The 15046-nt window shown below is 69.7% G+C and carries 15 protein-coding genes; 9 read left to right on the top strand and 6 right to left on the bottom strand.

Annotation, left to right across the window (positions count from 1 at the left end; all coding sequences use genetic code 11):
• Nucleotides 1-10: 10 nt before the first annotated feature.
• From HYV14_10930 to HYV14_10945, 4 genes are all read right to left on the bottom strand, one after another.
• Entirely contained in the window at nucleotides 11-1978 is a 1968-nt protein-coding gene (locus HYV14_10930) for a protein kinase (GenBank protein ID MBI2386514.1), read from the bottom strand.
• A gap of 452 nt (nucleotides 1979-2430) precedes the next feature.
• On the bottom strand, nucleotides 2431-3462 hold the full coding sequence (locus tag HYV14_10935; GenBank protein MBI2386515.1) for a hypothetical protein: 1032 nt from the start codon (nucleotides 3460-3462) through the stop codon (nucleotides 2431-2433).
• A gap of 51 nt (nucleotides 3463-3513) precedes the next feature.
• Entirely contained in the window at nucleotides 3514-4086 is a 573-nt protein-coding gene (locus HYV14_10940; GenBank protein MBI2386516.1) for a phosphatase PAP2 family protein, read from the bottom strand.
• Nucleotides 4083-4463 carry a transcriptional repressor gene (locus HYV14_10945; protein MBI2386517.1) on the bottom strand — a complete coding sequence of 127 codons (381 nt, stop codon included), beginning with the start codon at nucleotides 4461-4463 and terminating at the stop codon, nucleotides 4083-4085. The genes HYV14_10940 and HYV14_10945 overlap by 4 nt, the downstream gene beginning before the upstream one ends.
• A gap of 62 nt (nucleotides 4464-4525) precedes the next feature.
• Between HYV14_10945 and HYV14_10950 the strand changes: the two genes are divergently transcribed.
• Genes HYV14_10950 through HYV14_10970 form a run of 5 tightly spaced genes read left to right on the top strand, consistent with a single transcriptional unit; the run spans nucleotide 4526 to nucleotide 9051 of the window.
• Entirely contained in the window at nucleotides 4526-5743 is a 1218-nt protein-coding gene (locus HYV14_10950; protein MBI2386518.1) for a hypothetical protein, read from the top strand.
• Nucleotides 5744-5768: 25 nt separating this feature from the next.
• A complete protein-coding gene (locus tag HYV14_10955) occupies nucleotides 5769-6710 on the top strand; it encodes a zinc ABC transporter substrate-binding protein (GenBank protein ID MBI2386519.1) in 942 nt (313 codons plus the stop codon).
• Between the two features lie 27 nt (nucleotides 6711-6737).
• Nucleotides 6738-7466 (top strand): metal ABC transporter ATP-binding protein, encoded by a 729-nt coding sequence (locus HYV14_10960; protein MBI2386520.1) that lies wholly within the window; start codon nucleotides 6738-6740, stop codon nucleotides 7464-7466.
• Complete coding sequence (locus tag HYV14_10965; GenBank protein MBI2386521.1) at nucleotides 7463-8332, top strand: metal ABC transporter permease; 870 nt, start codon at nucleotides 7463-7465, stop codon at nucleotides 8330-8332. Before HYV14_10960 ends, HYV14_10965 begins: the two co-directional genes overlap by 4 nt.
• A complete protein-coding gene (locus tag HYV14_10970) occupies nucleotides 8329-9051 on the top strand; it encodes a ZIP family metal transporter (GenBank protein MBI2386522.1) in 723 nt (240 codons plus the stop codon). Before HYV14_10965 ends, HYV14_10970 begins: the two co-directional genes overlap by 4 nt.
• Here the strand turns inward: HYV14_10970 and HYV14_10975 are convergent.
• Nucleotides 9029-10864 (bottom strand): hypothetical protein, encoded by a 1836-nt coding sequence (locus HYV14_10975; GenBank protein ID MBI2386523.1) that lies wholly within the window; start codon nucleotides 10862-10864, stop codon nucleotides 9029-9031. The genes HYV14_10970 and HYV14_10975 overlap by 23 nt on opposite strands.
• Nucleotides 10865-11056: 192 nt before the next feature.
• Between HYV14_10975 and HYV14_10980 the strand changes: the two genes are divergently transcribed.
• Genes HYV14_10980 through HYV14_10995 form a run of 4 tightly spaced genes read left to right on the top strand, consistent with a single transcriptional unit; the run spans nucleotide 11057 to nucleotide 14315 of the window.
• Nucleotides 11057-12079 carry a hypothetical protein gene (locus HYV14_10980; GenBank protein ID MBI2386524.1) on the top strand — a complete coding sequence of 341 codons (1023 nt, stop codon included), beginning with the start codon at nucleotides 11057-11059 and terminating at the stop codon, nucleotides 12077-12079.
• A 4-nt stretch (nucleotides 12080-12083) separates the two neighbouring features.
• Nucleotides 12084-12848, top strand: coding sequence for an ABC transporter ATP-binding protein (locus HYV14_10985; GenBank protein MBI2386525.1), 765 nt, complete (start codon nucleotides 12084-12086; stop codon nucleotides 12846-12848).
• Between the two features lies 1 nt (nucleotide 12849).
• On the top strand, nucleotides 12850-13614 hold the full coding sequence (locus HYV14_10990) for an ABC transporter permease (protein MBI2386526.1): 765 nt from the start codon (nucleotides 12850-12852) through the stop codon (nucleotides 13612-13614).
• A complete protein-coding gene (locus tag HYV14_10995) occupies nucleotides 13614-14315 on the top strand; it encodes a hypothetical protein (GenBank protein ID MBI2386527.1) in 702 nt (233 codons plus the stop codon). Before HYV14_10990 ends, HYV14_10995 begins: the two co-directional genes overlap by 1 nt.
• Here HYV14_10995 and HYV14_11000 read toward each other — a convergent pair.
• Nucleotides 14290-14838 carry a hypothetical protein gene (locus HYV14_11000; GenBank protein MBI2386528.1) on the bottom strand — a complete coding sequence of 183 codons (549 nt, stop codon included), beginning with the start codon at nucleotides 14836-14838 and terminating at the stop codon, nucleotides 14290-14292. The genes HYV14_10995 and HYV14_11000 overlap by 26 nt on opposite strands.
• Nucleotides 14839-15046: the final 208 nt, after the last annotated feature.

Raw genomic sequence — 15046 nt, forward strand, 5'->3', positions numbered from 1 at the left:
GGGAACGGATTCATGCGCCGCGCACGCCGTCGTTCAGGGCGTCCCGGAAGGCCTCGACGTTCGGCGGCCGCCGGGCCGGGTCCGCCGCCATGGCGGACGCGACCAGCGCGTCGAGCGCCGGCGGCACTCCGGGGGCCAGGGCGCTCGGCGGCGTCACGTGGATCGACGCCTTCTCCATGGAGGTGGCCGCGTCGGGATAGGGCCGGCGGCCGGTCATCATCTCGTAGAGACACACGCCGAGGGAGTAGACGTCGCCCGAGGGGCCCACTATGCCCTGGTCGGACTCGGGCGACATGTACACGGGAGTGCCCGCGACCGTCGTGGTGCGGTCGAAGCGGAGGCCGGGCGCGGCGGCGCCCGGCGCGGCGCCCGCGCCGACGGCCTCGCCCAGCGCCCGCGCGATGCCGAAATCGAGGAGCTTGACGTACCCGGTCGAGGTGACCATGATGTTGCCCGGCTTCAGGTCACGATGGACGAGCCCCCGGGAGTGGGCGTGCGCCAGCGCGTCGCAGACGTGCGACAGGAGGCGGGCGCAATGGGCCGGCGACAGGCGCTGCTGCTGGGCGATCATCGAATGGACGGTGATGCCCTCGAGGTACTCGAAGACGAGGTGCAGCGCGTCGTCCTCCTCGACGATCTCGTAGATGTCGACGATGCCCGGGTGATGGATGGCGGCCACGGTCATGGCCTCCTTGCGCAGGCGGGCGCGCCACTCGGCGCCCTCGCGGCCCTGATCGAGCGCGGAGACCAAGGTCTTGATCGCGACGGGCCGGCCCAAGGTCATGTCCTTCGCGCGGCGGACCTCCCCCATGCCTCCTTTGCCGACGAGGCCCTCGAGCCGGTACTTCCCGGCCAGCAGGCCCTTGTCCGCGGGAGCGCGCGCCGCGGCCAGCGGCTCGAGCTTGGGCGCGCGCCGGGCGTCTCCCCGTCGGGCGAGAGCGTAGCCGAAGCCGGCCACGATCGCGAGGGCGATGAGCATCGCCGCGGCGCCGAGAGCCATCGGCAGGCTCTTCGACGCGCCTCCCGCGACCGCCGCGACCGCGCCGAGCAGGTAGGACGCGTCGTCGGCGCCGGGGTCGTAGGCGTTCTTCCCCGCGCGGGCCAGCGCGGCCTTATCGGCGAAACGCGAGTCGAGCGAGGCCGCGGCCTCCAGATCCTCGCGCAGGCCTTTCATGTCGCCCAGCATCTGCTTGGCGTAGCCGCGCGTCGCGAGGGCCAGCGCGCTCTTCGGATTGATCTTCAAAGCCATGCCGGCCGCCCTGACCGACTCGGCGTAATCGCCCGAGCGCAGGGTCGCCCACGCGAGATTCTCCCACAGCGCCCCCTCCTCGGGCCGCGCCTTCAGGGCGTCGCGCGAATCGCGGGCGGCCTCGACGTGGCGGCCGGAGAGGTTCAACGCCGTGGCGCGAAGCCCCAGCGCCGTCGGCGAGCCGGGCGCGAGCGCGAGCGCGGCGGTCGCGTCGCGGATCGCCTCCGCGCGGTCGCCGAGATCGAGCTTGCTCCGCGTCGAGTTGATCAGCGCCGCGGCCCGGACGACCGGGTCGACCTTCCCCTCGGGCGGAGGGATGCCCCCGACCTTGGTGTGAAGAAACCGCTGCTCCTCGGCGGCGGCGGCCTGCGCGGCCGCGGCCTCTCGCGCCTCGGCGAGCGGATCGGAGTTTATGCCGCTCTTGAGCCCCTTGAAGCCGTAGATCGGCTCCTTGGGGCCGCGTCCGGCCCCCGCGGCCGAGCCGCCGTCGGACGCCCCCGGCGACGGTGCGCCGCCGTAAGGCCCGCCGGACCCGGGAACACCCGAGGCGGGCGAACCGGGAGGCGTGCCGGACGCGGGGGGCGTGCCGGAGGCGGGCGGCGTACCGGAGGCGGGCGGCGTGCCCGAGGTGGGCGGCGTGCCCGAGGTAGGCGGCGTGCCGGAGGCGGGCGGCGTGCCGGAGGCGGGCGGCGTGCCCGAGGCAGGCGGCGTGCCCGTCCCGGTGCCCATGCCGTTTCCCGTTCCCGTGCCCGACCCCGTGTCGCCCGTTCCCGTTCCCGTTCCCGACCCTGTGTTGCCTGTTCCCGTGCCCGTTCCCGACCCCGTGTTGCCCGTTCCAGTACCCGTACCCGACCCCGTATTGCCCGTTCCCGTGCCCGAGCCCGACCCCGTGTCGCCCGTTCCCGTGCCCGACCCCGTGTCGCCTGTTCCCGTTCCCGACCCCGTGTTGCCCGTTCCAGTGCCTGAGCCCGACCCCGAGTCTCCGAAGCGATCCTCGAAACGCTCCCACAGACGCTCGAAGAAATTCCCGCCGCCGTCCTGATCGGCGTTTGGAAGCGCTCGGGCGGCGGGAGCGCAGAGGAGGAGAACGACGACGGCCGAATACGCCGGATGCGCCATGCGACAGTATGCGTCCCGAGAGCCGCGGCGTCAATACCGCTTACCGAAAATTTACGCAATCCTCAGCGGTCGTATTGGAAGCCCGGGCGGGCTTTCTTCGGTTCGGGAACGGGCCTCAGACGGCGCCAAACCTGGCGCGCGGCGATGACCGAGACGGCGGCCGCGGCATAGAGGGCCACGGCCTTGGGACCCGCGCCCCAGACCCAGGGAAGCCCCGCGGCGAGCGCCGCGGAGTCGATGACCAGGCGCTCCCGGGCCGAGACGGGTCCCGGCGCGAACTCGTCGTAGCGGTCCTCCCCGTACTTATGGCCGCGTATGTCCTTCAGCCGGCCCGTGCCGTAGTCGACGCGCATCTTCTGGTCGTGCGAGGCCTGCCAGCCGCCGACGAGGACCCGGCGGAGATCGGCCAGATGCTTCACGCCCTCCGAGCCGCCCAGGACCCAGAGCGCGCCGGCCAGGGCGGGGAAGGCCGCGTGCGCTCCGGCGACGAGAAAGACGAGGCCGGTGATCAGCTGCATGCCCAGGCCGAACGCCCCGAGCTCGACCGCTTCCGCGGCGCGCTGCTTGAAGGGTATCTTCGCGCGCGGCTCCGACTCGCGCGCGGTCGAGCGGGCCAGGCGCGAGGCGTCCGCGGCCGAAACAGCAGGCGCCAAGGCCTCCGCGCGGGCGGCCTCCCCGCCGTCGAAGACCCGCCGCCCGTCGTCGACGCTCGGCGCGCCGGAAGGCGCCCTGCGGGAGGGGACCGCGAGATCCGAGAGCGCGCCGAGGGCCGCTCCGCCCGTGTGGTTCGCGTCGGCGGACGGCCCGAGCGCGGGAGAGTCGAGCCGTTTGGACGGGACGACCGGGATCGGGGGCGCGCCGAGCGCGGCGGCCGGCAGGATCGCCGGAGCGGCCGCCAGCGCGGGCGCGACGGCGAGCGAGGGCGCCGCGGAGAGAGAAGGGGCGGAGAGCGCCGACGGCACGGGCGTCTGGCTTAACGAGGAGCCGGTCAAGGAGGCGGCGGAGCCGGTCGCCACGCGAGTTTTCGTCGTGCGCACCGTCTGGGCGGAGGCGAGGGAGGCCAGGAATAACGCCGCGGGGACGAAGAGCTTCATGGCACCCAATATAACAGGAGTTCGAGGCGGGCGCCAGAGCCTGAAGCCTGTTTAGCGCTTCTTTTTCTTCTTCGCGCCGCCGCCGAGCATCAGCATCGCCCACGGCCAGCCCAGGATCGCGCCGAAGGCCATGCCCGCGAGCACGTCGAACGGATAATGCGCGCCGACGTACACCCGGCTGTAGGCGACGAGCCCCGCTCCGGCCCAGAGGGCGATGCCGGCCGACGGGTAGGCGACGGCGAGCACGGAGGCCGCGGCCGCGGCGTTCATCGCGTGATTGGACGGGAAGCCGAGCCGGCCGCCCACGGGGGCGCGGACGATCGCGCCGATCCCCGCGTACTCGGGACGGGGCCGCGCGGCCCAGGGCTTGATGACGCGATAGGCGAGCATGTCGCAGACGCCGACCGCGATCGCGGCGACGACGAGCACGCGCAAGGCGTGCTTGCGTCCTTTATAGAGCCACGCGCCGAGCGCCAGCGGGGCGACGCCGTAGGCGAGCCACGGGACGCGGTGCGGGTCGGTGACCAGCGGCATGACCTTGTCGAGGACAGGATGGGTCCACACCCCGTTGATCAGGCCGAAGGCGGCGCGGTCGAAGGAGGCGAAGCCCCCGAGGACGCTCATCTCTTGCGGGCGCACGCGGCGCACACGCCGTGGACGAGGACCTCGTGGGAAGTCACGCGGAAGCCGCGCGGCAGGGCGTTCTTGAGGTCGGGGAGGCAGGCTCCGCCGAGCTCGTAGACCTTCTCGCAGCGCTCGCAGCGGAAATGGTGATGATGGCCCTTGCCCGCCGCCTCGTAGCGCGGCGGCTCGCCGGGAAGCTGGACTTCGGAAATCTCGTCGGCCGCGAGCAGGGCCTTGATGTTCCGGTAGACGGTGGCGATGCCGAGGCCGGGAGCCTCGGTCTTCGACGCCTCGAGGACCTCGAGGGCCCCGAGCGGGCGCCCCGCGGCCTCGAGCGCGCGGCGGATGGCCCGCCGCTGGGAGGTGTCGCGCTGCATGGGGACGATGATAACAAAAAAGTCGCTTGACACTGTTATGATACTGTGTTATCATTATCAATATGAAATACCTCCTCCTGCTCGCGCTGCTGCCGCTCGCCGTCGGGACCAGGGCCGAAGAACCGGCCCCGTCCGCCGAATCCCGTATCAAGAGCCTCGAGGAGCGCCTGGGCAAGCTCGAGGGCGCTCCCGCGAAGACCTCGCTGTCCGCGTTCAACCCCGCGATGGGCGCCGCGCTCGACTTCACCTACGGCCACTCGAACGGCGCGTCGAACTTCAACTTCCGCACGGCGGAGCTCAACATCGAGGCGCCGATCGACCCGTTCCTCAAGGGCTGGATCGTCCTGAACGCCTCCCCGGACGGCGTCGAAGCCGAGGAGGCCACTCTGCAGACCACGGCCCTCCCTTATAACCTCACGGTCGCCGGCGGACGCCTGTTCGCCGCCTTCGGACGCCTGGCGCACTTCCACAACCACGAGCTGCCGGTCATCGACCGCCCGCTCTCCCTGGAGAACTTCATCGGCGGCGAGACCCAGGCCGACGGCGTGGAGGTCTCCTACCTCTTCCCCACGCCGTTCTACCTGAACGCGACCGCCGGCGCCTACAACAAGCTGGGCGGGGAGAACGCCCGCGCCGACAACGCGGCCGCGCGGCCCATGGAGAGCTTCACGTACCTCGGACGGCTGGCCGCGTACGCGGACCTCGGAGACGACCACAGCCTGGAGCTCGGCGTCAGCGAAGCTTGGACGCCGCGGCGCTACGTCATGGACACGTCCGTCGCCGGGACCGACTACGACGCCGACGGCACCCCCGACGCGGCGAACACCTCCGCCGGCATCCAGACCCGCAAGAACACCTGGCGCACGCTCAGCGGAGTCGATCTCACGTACCGCTGGCAGCCGGCCGCGGGCGGGATCTACAAAGGCGCCGTCTGGGGCACCGAAGTCATGCAGAACAACGAGCGGAGGTTCGACCCCGCGACGAACCTGCCGACCGACCGGGTCCGCTCCTACGCGGGCTTCTCCTATCTCCAGTTCAAGCTCGGGCGGCATTGGAGGCCCGGCGTCATGATCGACCTGACCGAGGACCTCGACACGGCGAAGACGCTGACCCGGACGTTCACGGGCTTCGTCACGTACGACGTGACCGAGTTCCAGCGCCTGCGGCTGGCCTTCTCGCGCACGACCGACAACCGGCCGGAAGGGCTCGGCCGCAACGCGATCGGGCTGCAGTGGACCGGCGTCTTCGGCCGCCACGTGCACGGCTTCCGCGACCGCTGATATGACCATTTTCCCGGAGAACACCATGACCAAGCTCGCCGCCGCCGCCGCTCTGCTCCTCGCTCTTTCTTCCCCCGCCGAGGCCGCCAAGCTCCGCGTCGTCGCCACGGTCCCCGAGCTCGCCGACATCACGCGGCGCGTCGGGGGCGACCTCGTGTCGGTCGACGCGCTGGCCCGCGGCACGGAGGACATCCACAAGGTCGTCATGAAGCCGAGCTTCGTCACCAGGCTCAACCGCGCCGACGCGGTCGTATTTCTCGGTCTCGCCGTCGAGCACAGCTTCCTGCCGGGCCTGCTCGACGTGGCCCGGAACCCGGCGATGCGCCCCGACCCCGACACCCTGAACTGCGTCGGCAAGGGCTGCATCGACTGCTCCGCGGGCATGCACGTGCTCGACAAGCCGCACACCCTGAGCCGCGACCAGGGCGACCTCCACCCGCAGGGCAACCCGCATTACAACATCAGCCCGGACAACGGGCCCAGGATCGCGCGCAACGTCGCCGACGGCCTCGCGCGGGTCGACCCCGAGCACGCGGGGGACTACGAGCGGAACCTCCAGGCGTATCTCGCCGAGCTCGAGCCGCGGCTCGCCGAGTGGCGGAAGTGGGTGGCCCCGCTCAAAGGCCTCAAGGCGGTCTCCTACCACCAGGACATGGTCTACCTGGGCGACTTCACCGGCCTCGATTTCGTCGACACGATCGAGCTGAAGCCCGGGGTCGCCCCGACCCCGACGCATCTCGCGGATCTCGTCAAGACGATGAAGGAGCGCGGCGTCGGCGTCATCATCCGCGAGCAGCAGTTCGACATGAAGCTGCCCGAATGGCTCGCCGTGCAGACGGGAGCCAAGGTCGCCGTCATCGGCACGATGGCGAACTCCATGCCCGGGACCGAGACGTACATCAAGTTCTGCGAGACGAACCTGCGGAACATCCTGAAGACCCTCGGCAAGGAGCCGAAACCGTCGTGAGACCCGTCATTTTGTAGGATACGTCCGATGCCGAAATCCGCGGTCGAGCCGCTGATCCGCTTCAAGAACGCCGCATTGGGCTACGGCAAGACCCCGGTCTTGACGAAGGTCGACCTCGCGGTCATGCCGGGCTCTTTCTGGGGAATCCTCGGCCACAACGGCTCGGGCAAGACGACCATCCTGAAGACGATGCTCGGGCTCATCCCCTGCCTGCGCGGCGAGTTCACGGGCAAGGGACGGCTCTTCGGCATGCCCCGCTTCGGCTATGTGCCGCAGAAGGAGCGCCTCGACCCGCTCTACCCCCTGTCGGCCCGCGACGTGGCCGAGATGGGCACGTACCGGAAGCTGGAGCTTCTCCGGAGGCTGCGCGGCGCCGGCCGCGAGGACGTCGTGCGCCGCTGCCTCGCCGACTGCGGCGCGGCTTCGCTCGCGGGACGGCGCTTCAGCGACCTCTCCGGCGGCCAGAAGCAGCGCGTCATGATCGCCCGCGCGCTCGCCGCCGAGCCCGAGATCCTCGTCCTCGACGAGCCCCTGGCCGGCATCGACATCACGACCCAGCAGGCCCTGCTCAAGCTCCTCAAGGACCTCAAGGAGCGGCTCGATCTCACGATCCTCATGGTGAGCCACCGCGTCAGCGCGGAAAAGGGGCTGTTCTCGCACATCGCGTGGGTGGACGACGGCCTCGTGACCACCGGGCCGTCCGGCGAGATGCTGTCGAAAGGCCGGCTCAGCGAGGTCTTCAGGTCCGAGCTATGAGCGTTATCCTCGAGATGCTCAAGCCGGACTTCCTGCTGCACCACGCCGTGTGGGGGAGCGTCGTCGTCGGCTTCGTCTGCCCTCTCGTCGGCGTCTACTTCATCCTCCGGCGCCTGGTGTTCTGGGGCGTGGCGCTCCCCCAGGTCTCGGCCTCCGGCATCGCCTTCGCCTTCATGCTCCAGGGCCTGGGCCTGAACTTCCTCGCGGGCGGAGAGGCCCGGGAGAAGCACTTGGCCATCGTCGGCGCGCTCGTCTTCACCGTCGGGACGATCCTGGTCCTCGCCGCGCTCGAGCGCCGCGGAGCCGGGGTATCGGAGGGCCGCATCGGCGTCCTGTACGCGCTCGCGGGCGCGACGGCGATCCTCTTCGTCGCCTGGAACGCCGCCGGGGAGACCGAGATGCTCGGCCTGCTCAAGGGCGAGATCGTCGCGATCTCCGAGTCCGACTTCCACGCGATGCTCGACGTCTTCGCCGTCGTGGCCGCGTGCATGTTCCTTTTCCAGCGCGAGTTCACCTTGGTCTCCTATGACCGGGACATGGCCGTGACCTTGGGCCGCAGCGTGCTGGTCTGGGACCTCCTGCTCTACCTGATCATCGGCGTCACCGTCTCGCTCGGCGTCATGACCGTAGGCCCCCTCGTGATCTTCGGCTTCCTGGTCATCCCCCCGATGGCGGCGCTTCCCTGGGCCGGGGGCATGCTGTCCTTCTCGATCCTCGCCTCGATCCTCGGCGGGCTCAGCGCCTTCGCCGGCTTCTACTTGTCCTACGCGCACGACCTGCCGCTCGGGCCGGTCGTCGTCTGCGTCGCCTGCTGCGTCTACGTCCTCTCGTCGGCCGCGCGGCTCGTCTCGCCGAGGTCCTCATGATCATCCTCGGCGCCATCCTCGTCCTGGCCGTCTCGGCGACCGTCGCGGGCGGCGCCGCCCCCGTCGTGGACCGGGTCGTGGCGCGGGCCGGGCTGTGGCGCGTCCAGGCGTTCCGCTCGGGCATCCTGATCGCCGTCGCGTTCGGAGACGTCCTGCCCGAGGCCTGGCGCCTGGCCCCCGCCTACGCCGGCTGGGGCGCGCTGGCGGCCTTCGTGTTCTGCTACGCGGCGGAGAACCTGGCGCCTCTCGATCCCTGCCATGAGGCCTCGGAGGACTGCCACTCCCATCCTTTGGGCAAGGCGGCGATCGCCGGGCTTTTCCTGCATTCCTTCTTCGACGGGATCAATCTCGGCGCGGCCGCGTTCGCCGGGACTCCGGCCCTCATCGCGGTCGGCGCCGCCACCATCCTTCACAAGCTCGCCGACGGCTTCACTCTCTCGACCATGCTGGGCGGAGATTCTCCGGGCCTGCGCCGCGCCGCCCTCGCCGCCGTGGCGCTCGCCACGCCCGTCGGGGCTCTGCTGAGCAGCGCCGTCGCCTCGCGCCTCGAGCCCTGGGCGTTCTCCCTGCTCCTCGCGTTCGCCGGCGGCTCCTTCGTCTACATCGGCGCCGCCGAGGTGGTGCCCCGCCTGCACCACCGCGAGCACGGCAGCCTCTCCTCCCTGGCGAGCTTCGGCGCCGGCCTGGCCGCGATGCTCATGATGCGCCGCCTCGGATAGGCGCCGTCCGTCGGCCCGAAACCGCAAGCACGAGCGCGAGCACCGAAAGCAGGCTGATGCCGGCGCCCATGATCAGGGACCACGATCTGAAGACGAACAGCACGTCATGCCCGCCGGCGGGAACCACGACGGATGGGAACGCCTGAGCGAAGAGGACTTTCGGCGCCGGCCGGCCGTCCACGAAGACCCGCCAGCCCGGGTAATCCATCTCCGAGAGAACGACCCGCCCTTCGCCGACGGCGTCGATCCTCGCCGTCACGCGCCCCGGACGATAGGATCCGATCTTCGACGTTCCGGCGTCTCGAGGCTCGAGGAAGACGCGGGGACGCGCCGGCCCCCTGGGCGTCAGGCCGACGGTGTCCCGGGCGACGCGTCGGGCCCCGCGCTTGAGCCCCGCCACCATCTCGATCCCGGCCCAGTCGGCCATCGACGAACGCGGTCCTTCCTTCGCCAAGCGGTCCAAATAGGCGTTCGCCGTCTTAAGACGCAATGTCTGGTAGGAGCTCGCTTCCGACACCCTGAACGCCGCGCCATAGGACGGCGCGATAAAATCCCGCATCAAGAGATAGTCGTCTTCCGTCTCCAGAAAGCCCCTCTCCCAGGCGCGGCGAAGCTCCTCGGTATGATAGATGCGCGAGAGGGTCCGCTCGCCTTGAAACGAGCGCGTGACGGCGGGCGGCTCGCTTAAAAACGACGGGAGCGCCCAAGCCGCGCGCGGCGCCTGGGCGAAAACGACGAGATCCAGGATCACGACGGCGACGGCGCCCCATTGCCAGGCCGCTCCGCGCAGCCGGGCGACGCCTGACGCGGCCAGAAGGGCGAGCGTCGCAGCCGCCAACAGCAGCCAGTTCGCGGGAAAACGGAATATCCGAAGGACCGTCATCGCATCGAACCCCGGAAGATGTCCGCCGAGGCTGAGCAGAAAAGCCGCCGCGCAGCAGGAGACCAAAGCCGTTTCCCTCCTCCCGCCGCGCCAAACCGCCCAGCCCGCGAGCCCCCAAGCCGCGAGACCGGTATAAAAACACACGATCGCCGGATCGCCGATGACAGACGGGGAAAAATGGATCCATTGAGGGATGAACGCCTCTTTCAGAAGCTGCCCCGGGGCCAGGGAATACTGGCGGGCCGTCGCGGAATCCAAAACCAACGTGCGGCTGGCTCTCGCCATGAATTCAAGGAATGGGATCCATTGGACCGCGGCAAGCCCCATCGCCCACAGACCTCCCTGAATCAGGCACTTCAGGCCTTTGCGGCCTTGGCCGGCGGCCCAGACTGAAACGGCCAACACGCTCAAGACGGAGAAGGGCGGGAAGCCCGCGAACCACTGCATGGCCACGCTCACGCCCAAACCCAAGGGCGACAGCTCCTGCTGGAAGTAAAGGATAGCCGGGAGCCATGAGGCGGCGGCGAAATGATTCGGGAAAGTCACTCGACCGGTAAAAGCGCCGTTCAATCCCGCCAATGCCGCGGCCGCCGCGCAGGCCGCCGGGGATGCATACAGACGCCAGGCCAGAACGCCCAAAAAACACGCGGCCAACAACGTGTGGAGCACCACCCACGACCGCAGGAAGGCCGAGAAATCCGGCAGAAGGCAGAGCGCTCGCATCACGGGATAGGCCGCCATGGTCTGAGGGTCCGCGAAGAAGGGCTCGCCCATATCGCGCCAAGGATTCCAGGCCGGCAGAAGGCTGCCCGCCCCCAGATCCCGCGTCATGCTCCAATTGGGATACGACAGGGCGATCATGTTGCCGTCGAGCGGCACCAAACCCCTGAGAAGCAGCGGGCCCCACGCGGCGCAGATCACCGCCGACACCGCGGCGAGCGCGCACCCGGCGGTGGAATAATGGCCTCGCTTCATGGGCGCCTAGCTTACCAAAACGGCAATGCTCGCAGTTCGGACGGGTTATTTACTTTACTTTAGATAATCATGAGTTTTTCCGCTTGCATGCTGTTTCTAGCGTTGAAAGCCTCCGCTCACGAGGGCTATCCGATAATGCCCGTGCGCGTGACGATCCTCGTGGAACCGGATAGAACCATCGCCGATCTTCGGAGCGATTCCATCTTTTGGATCGAAGAGGTGGCCGGACTGCATCCGATGCCCGCCGAGAATTGGCCGGAGGAGACCCGGGCGAAGGTCGAGTCCTATGTCAACGCGCACTTTCGGCTTTCGGCCGGGAAGAACATATTGAACGGCAAGCTCGTCCGGGCCCGCTACCGGCAATTGCCGTGGGAGGTGAACGAGGAAGGGGTCTTCTTCTTGCGCCTGGAATATCCGGCGGTCCCCGCGGAAACGGCGCTGACCGGTTCAGCGGCCTTCTATGAAGAATACCGCAGCGAAATGGCCGCTGAATACCGCGGACGAACCCTTCCCTACACGAGCGATTATCGGACTTTCGTGGACATCCCGGGCCGCCGCCGCCTGTCGTTCACATTGACCGCCGACGCGCCCGCTTTCACCGCCGCGGCCGTCGAGGCGCGCCGCACTCCGTTCGCGATGACGCTGGAAAGCCTCCGGCGCGGCGCGGAAACGACGCTCGGAACGGCCTCCGGCTTCCCGACCGTGCTCGCGATCGCGCTGTGCCTCGGCGCGCGTCCTCCGGGGCGGAGAGCGCTCGGCCTCCTGCTCGGCGCGGTCTCGTGCGGATTCGCCGCCGGGGGCCTGCTCCCCGCGCCCGCCTGGCTGGCCTGGGCGGGGACGCTCGGGGCGACCCTCGCCGCCGGCCTGGGCAGGCTCGCCCCTGCCGCGAGCGCCGCCGCCGCCGGCTGCCTCGGCCTCGCCTGGTGCGCCGCCGCCCGTCCCGCGCTGCCGCATGCCCCCCTCGCGCTCCCGGCCGCCTTCGCCGGCGCGTCCTCCGCCGGCGCCGCGCTCCTCTTCGTCGCCTGGTGCGGCCTGCGCGCGGAGCAGCGCCGCCTCGCCGACGTCTCCGAGTCTCGCGCCGAGGAGCTGTTCGCGCGGCGCGTGCGCCTGACCGCCACGGCCCTGGCCATGGTCGGAGCCTACGGTCTTTGGCAGTCTTTCCAGAGGTGATCGCTTGAACGCCATCCGATTCCAGAACGTCTCCAAGATCTACCGCCGGTCCCACCTCGGGCGCGTCACCCAGACGCCGGGCCTGGTCGGCCTCGACCTCGACGTCGAGAAGGGCGAGGTGTTCGGCCTCCTCGGCCTCAACGGCTCGGGCAAGACCACCGCGATCAAGCTCCTGATGGGCCTGCATCACCCGACCAAGGGCGAGGTGGAGACCTTGGGCCGGCGCGCCTCCGACGTCGAGGTCCTCGCCCGCATCGGCTACGCGCCCGAGGCGGCGTACCTCAACAAGACCCTGACGGGACGGGAGAACCTGCGCCTGTTCGCCGCCCTGTCGCGCATCCCGGGCGCGGACATCGAGCGGCGCGTGACGGAGATCCTCGAGAAGGTCGGCCTGGTCCAGGCGATGGACCAGAGGCTCTCGGATTACTCGAAGGGCATGCTGCAGCGCGCGAGCCTGGCCCAGGCGCTCATCCACGACCCCGAGCTCGTCATCCTCGACGAGCCCGTGACCGGGCTCGACCCGCTCGCGATCAAGGAGGTGCGCGTGCTGATCCTCTGGCTCAAGTCCAAGGGGAAGACCGTGCTCTTCTCCTCGCACGACATCTCCGAGGTCGAGCGCGTCTGCGACCGCATCGGCATCCTCAGCGGCGGGCGCCTCGTGAAGGTGATGAGGCAGGAGGAGTGGCGCGGCAAGGCCGACGCCCTCGAGACGGCCTTCGCCGCGGCCGTCGTCCGGACCGACGGCGTCGGCGCGATCCGCATGGAGTGATATGCAGACCATCTCGGCCGTCTTCGCGTACACGTTCAAGGAGCACATCCGCCGCAAGGCGTGGCTGTCCGCGGCGCTGTTCGGCCTCGTGCTGCTCGGCGGCGCGATCATCGTCTCCGCCCTCGGCGCCGACGAGCGCGCGCGCCTCCTGCTCGACCTGGGGCTGGCCGCCATCGAGGCCATCGCGCTCGTCTCGGTCGTGTTCCTGGCGGTGAGCCTGATCCTCGTCGAGATCGAGTCCCGCGCGATCTACCTGATCCTCACCCACCCCGTGCGGCGCGGGAACTACCTCCTCGGCCGCTTCCTGGGCACCGTCGCGTCCGTCGCGCTCGGCATGGGCGTCATGGCCCTGATGCACCTGGCCTTGCTCGGCCTGTTCGGCTGGTGGGAGCCGCTGCGCTATCTCGCCGCCCTGGGCTGCGTCCTCGGCAAGACGGCGGTGATGGGAGCGCTCTCCTTGCTTCTCTCCCTCGCGCTGACGAGCGAGGCGGCGGCGACGGCGTTCGCGGTGTTCCTCTGGATGCTCGGCCACTTCTCCTCCGAGATGCGCTTCCTCGCCGACCGCTCGGGCAGCGCCTTCCTGAAGACGGCGCTCGTCGCCTTCTCGCACGCGGCGCCGGATTTCGCCCGCTTCAACTACCGGGACTTCTGGCATCAGGCGGCGCCGGGGGCGGAGTGGCTGATGTGGGCCGGCGTCTACGCCCTCGCCTACAGCGCGGCGTGCCTCGCGCTGTCGGTCCAGCTGTTCGACCAGAAGGAGTTCTGATGAAAGGACGCTGGCTCGCCGTCGCGGCCGCGGCGTTCGCCCTGGCGCTCCTCGCCGGGTCGCGCATGCGCCGCCTCCACGAGCCCCGGTTCCCCCCGCTGGGCGAGCTGAAGGCCGGGCCGTTCGCCTTCCAGGACGCCGCTTTGGCCTCCGCCGGCTTCCGCGCGCCGGCCGCGGACCTCGCCTGGATCCAGCTCCTGCAGTACGCGGCCGGGTCTTTGCCGGAATACGCCGACCGCCCGGGGCGCTCGTACGAGCATCTGTCCGTCTTGAGCCTTCGCGTCTCCCGCCTCGACCCCTCGTTCCACCGGGCCGTCCTGTTCTCCGCCGGCATGCTCGCCTGGTTCCACGGCGTCGAGCGCCCCGACGAGGCCGCGGAGCTGCTGAACGAGGGCATGCGCCGCTCCCCCGACCAGCCGATGTACGCGCTGTACCTCGCGGCGCTGGCCTATAAGAAGCAGGGCGACACGGACCGAATGATCGCGTTGCTCGAGTCGAGCTTCGACGCCCCGGAGACGCCGAGCACGATGAAGGCGATCCTGGCCAACCTGCGCCAGGCGCGCGGGGAGCACCGCGAGGCCCTCGCCCTCTGGATCCGGATCCTGGACAACGAGCGCGACCGCTCCGAGCACTCGCGCGCCAGGGCCAAGATCACGGAGCTTCGGCTGCTCCTCGCTAAGCCGTCGCCCAAGGCAAAATGAGGTAGACGGCGGCGAGCATGAAGGCGTAGCCCGCCAGCTTCACCCGGCGCGCCCGCTCCGTCAGCGCCGGCGACCCGAAGGACGCGGCGATGTCCACGCCTCCGCACCCCGCCGAGACGAACCACGCGCCGAGCACGTCGTAGTCCCCCATGCCGCGCTGGCCGCCGAAGATCACGAGCAGACCCCACAGGACGATCGGCACGATCGGGATCAGGATGTCGTGCGCGTGCAGGACCGTGCCGCGATGGCAGATGTAGATCGAGAAGGCGACGAAGAAGGCGATCGGCGCCAGGAAGATCCCGCCCACGTACGCCGGCGGGATGCCGCCGCGGGGCATGATATACAGCGCGAGTATTATGTCGACGATGGTCCCGAGCGTCAGCGCGACGAGATGGGCGACGCAGTACTGCTTGACCAGGTCCCGCCGGCGCGTCGCCGCGTAGATCCCGGCGCTGACCAGGAAGATGAACGCGAAGGCGGCGACGATCATCCGCCCGTAGAACTCACGGTAAGCCTCGCTCATCGGACAAAATTAGATATTTTTACCATCACACATGCGCTGAGGACGACAGAGTTTGTGACGGCTGGGGCAAAAAAGGGGACTCAAAGTCGGCAAAACCAAACGCGGGAAGGGATCGAAGCTTATGGTTCTGGTTGATGGCCAGGGTACTCCGCTCGGAGTTCACTTGGACTCGGCATCCCCGGCGGAGGTCAAGCTCGCGGAAGTCACC

Source organism: Elusimicrobiota bacterium (assembly GCA_016182905.1).
Classification (GTDB): domain Bacteria; phylum Elusimicrobiota; class Elusimicrobia; order UBA1565; family UBA9628; genus GWA2-66-18.

Excerpts from the sequence above, each read along its gene's own strand:
- HYV14_10930 (MBI2386514.1), bottom strand. The coding sequence starts at position 1,978 with ATGGGCACCGGGACGGGCACGCCGCCTGCCTCGGGCACGCCGCCCGCC.
- HYV14_10935 (MBI2386515.1), bottom strand. The coding sequence starts at position 3,462 with ATGAAGCTCTTCGTCCCCGCGGCGTTATTCCTGGCCTCCCTCGCCTCC.
- HYV14_10940 (MBI2386516.1), bottom strand. The coding sequence starts at position 4,086 with ATGAGCGTCCTCGGGGGCTTCGCCTCCTTCGACCGCGCCGCCTTCGGC.
- HYV14_10945 (MBI2386517.1), bottom strand. The coding sequence starts at position 4,463 with ATGCAGCGCGACACCTCCCAGCGGCGGGCCATCCGCCGCGCGCTCGAG.
- HYV14_10950 (MBI2386518.1), top strand. The coding sequence starts at position 4,526 with ATGAAATACCTCCTCCTGCTCGCGCTGCTGCCGCTCGCCGTCGGGACC.
- HYV14_10955 (MBI2386519.1), top strand. The coding sequence starts at position 5,769 with ATGACCAAGCTCGCCGCCGCCGCCGCTCTGCTCCTCGCTCTTTCTTCC.
- HYV14_10960 (MBI2386520.1), top strand. The coding sequence starts at position 6,738 with ATGCCGAAATCCGCGGTCGAGCCGCTGATCCGCTTCAAGAACGCCGCA.
- HYV14_10965 (MBI2386521.1), top strand. The coding sequence starts at position 7,463 with ATGAGCGTTATCCTCGAGATGCTCAAGCCGGACTTCCTGCTGCACCAC.
- HYV14_10970 (MBI2386522.1), top strand. The coding sequence starts at position 8,329 with ATGATCATCCTCGGCGCCATCCTCGTCCTGGCCGTCTCGGCGACCGTC.
- HYV14_10990 (MBI2386526.1), top strand. The coding sequence starts at position 12,850 with ATGCAGACCATCTCGGCCGTCTTCGCGTACACGTTCAAGGAGCACATC.
- HYV14_10995 (MBI2386527.1), top strand. The coding sequence starts at position 13,614 with ATGAAAGGACGCTGGCTCGCCGTCGCGGCCGCGGCGTTCGCCCTGGCG.
- HYV14_11000 (MBI2386528.1), bottom strand. The coding sequence starts at position 14,838 with ATGAGCGAGGCTTACCGTGAGTTCTACGGGCGGATGATCGTCGCCGCC.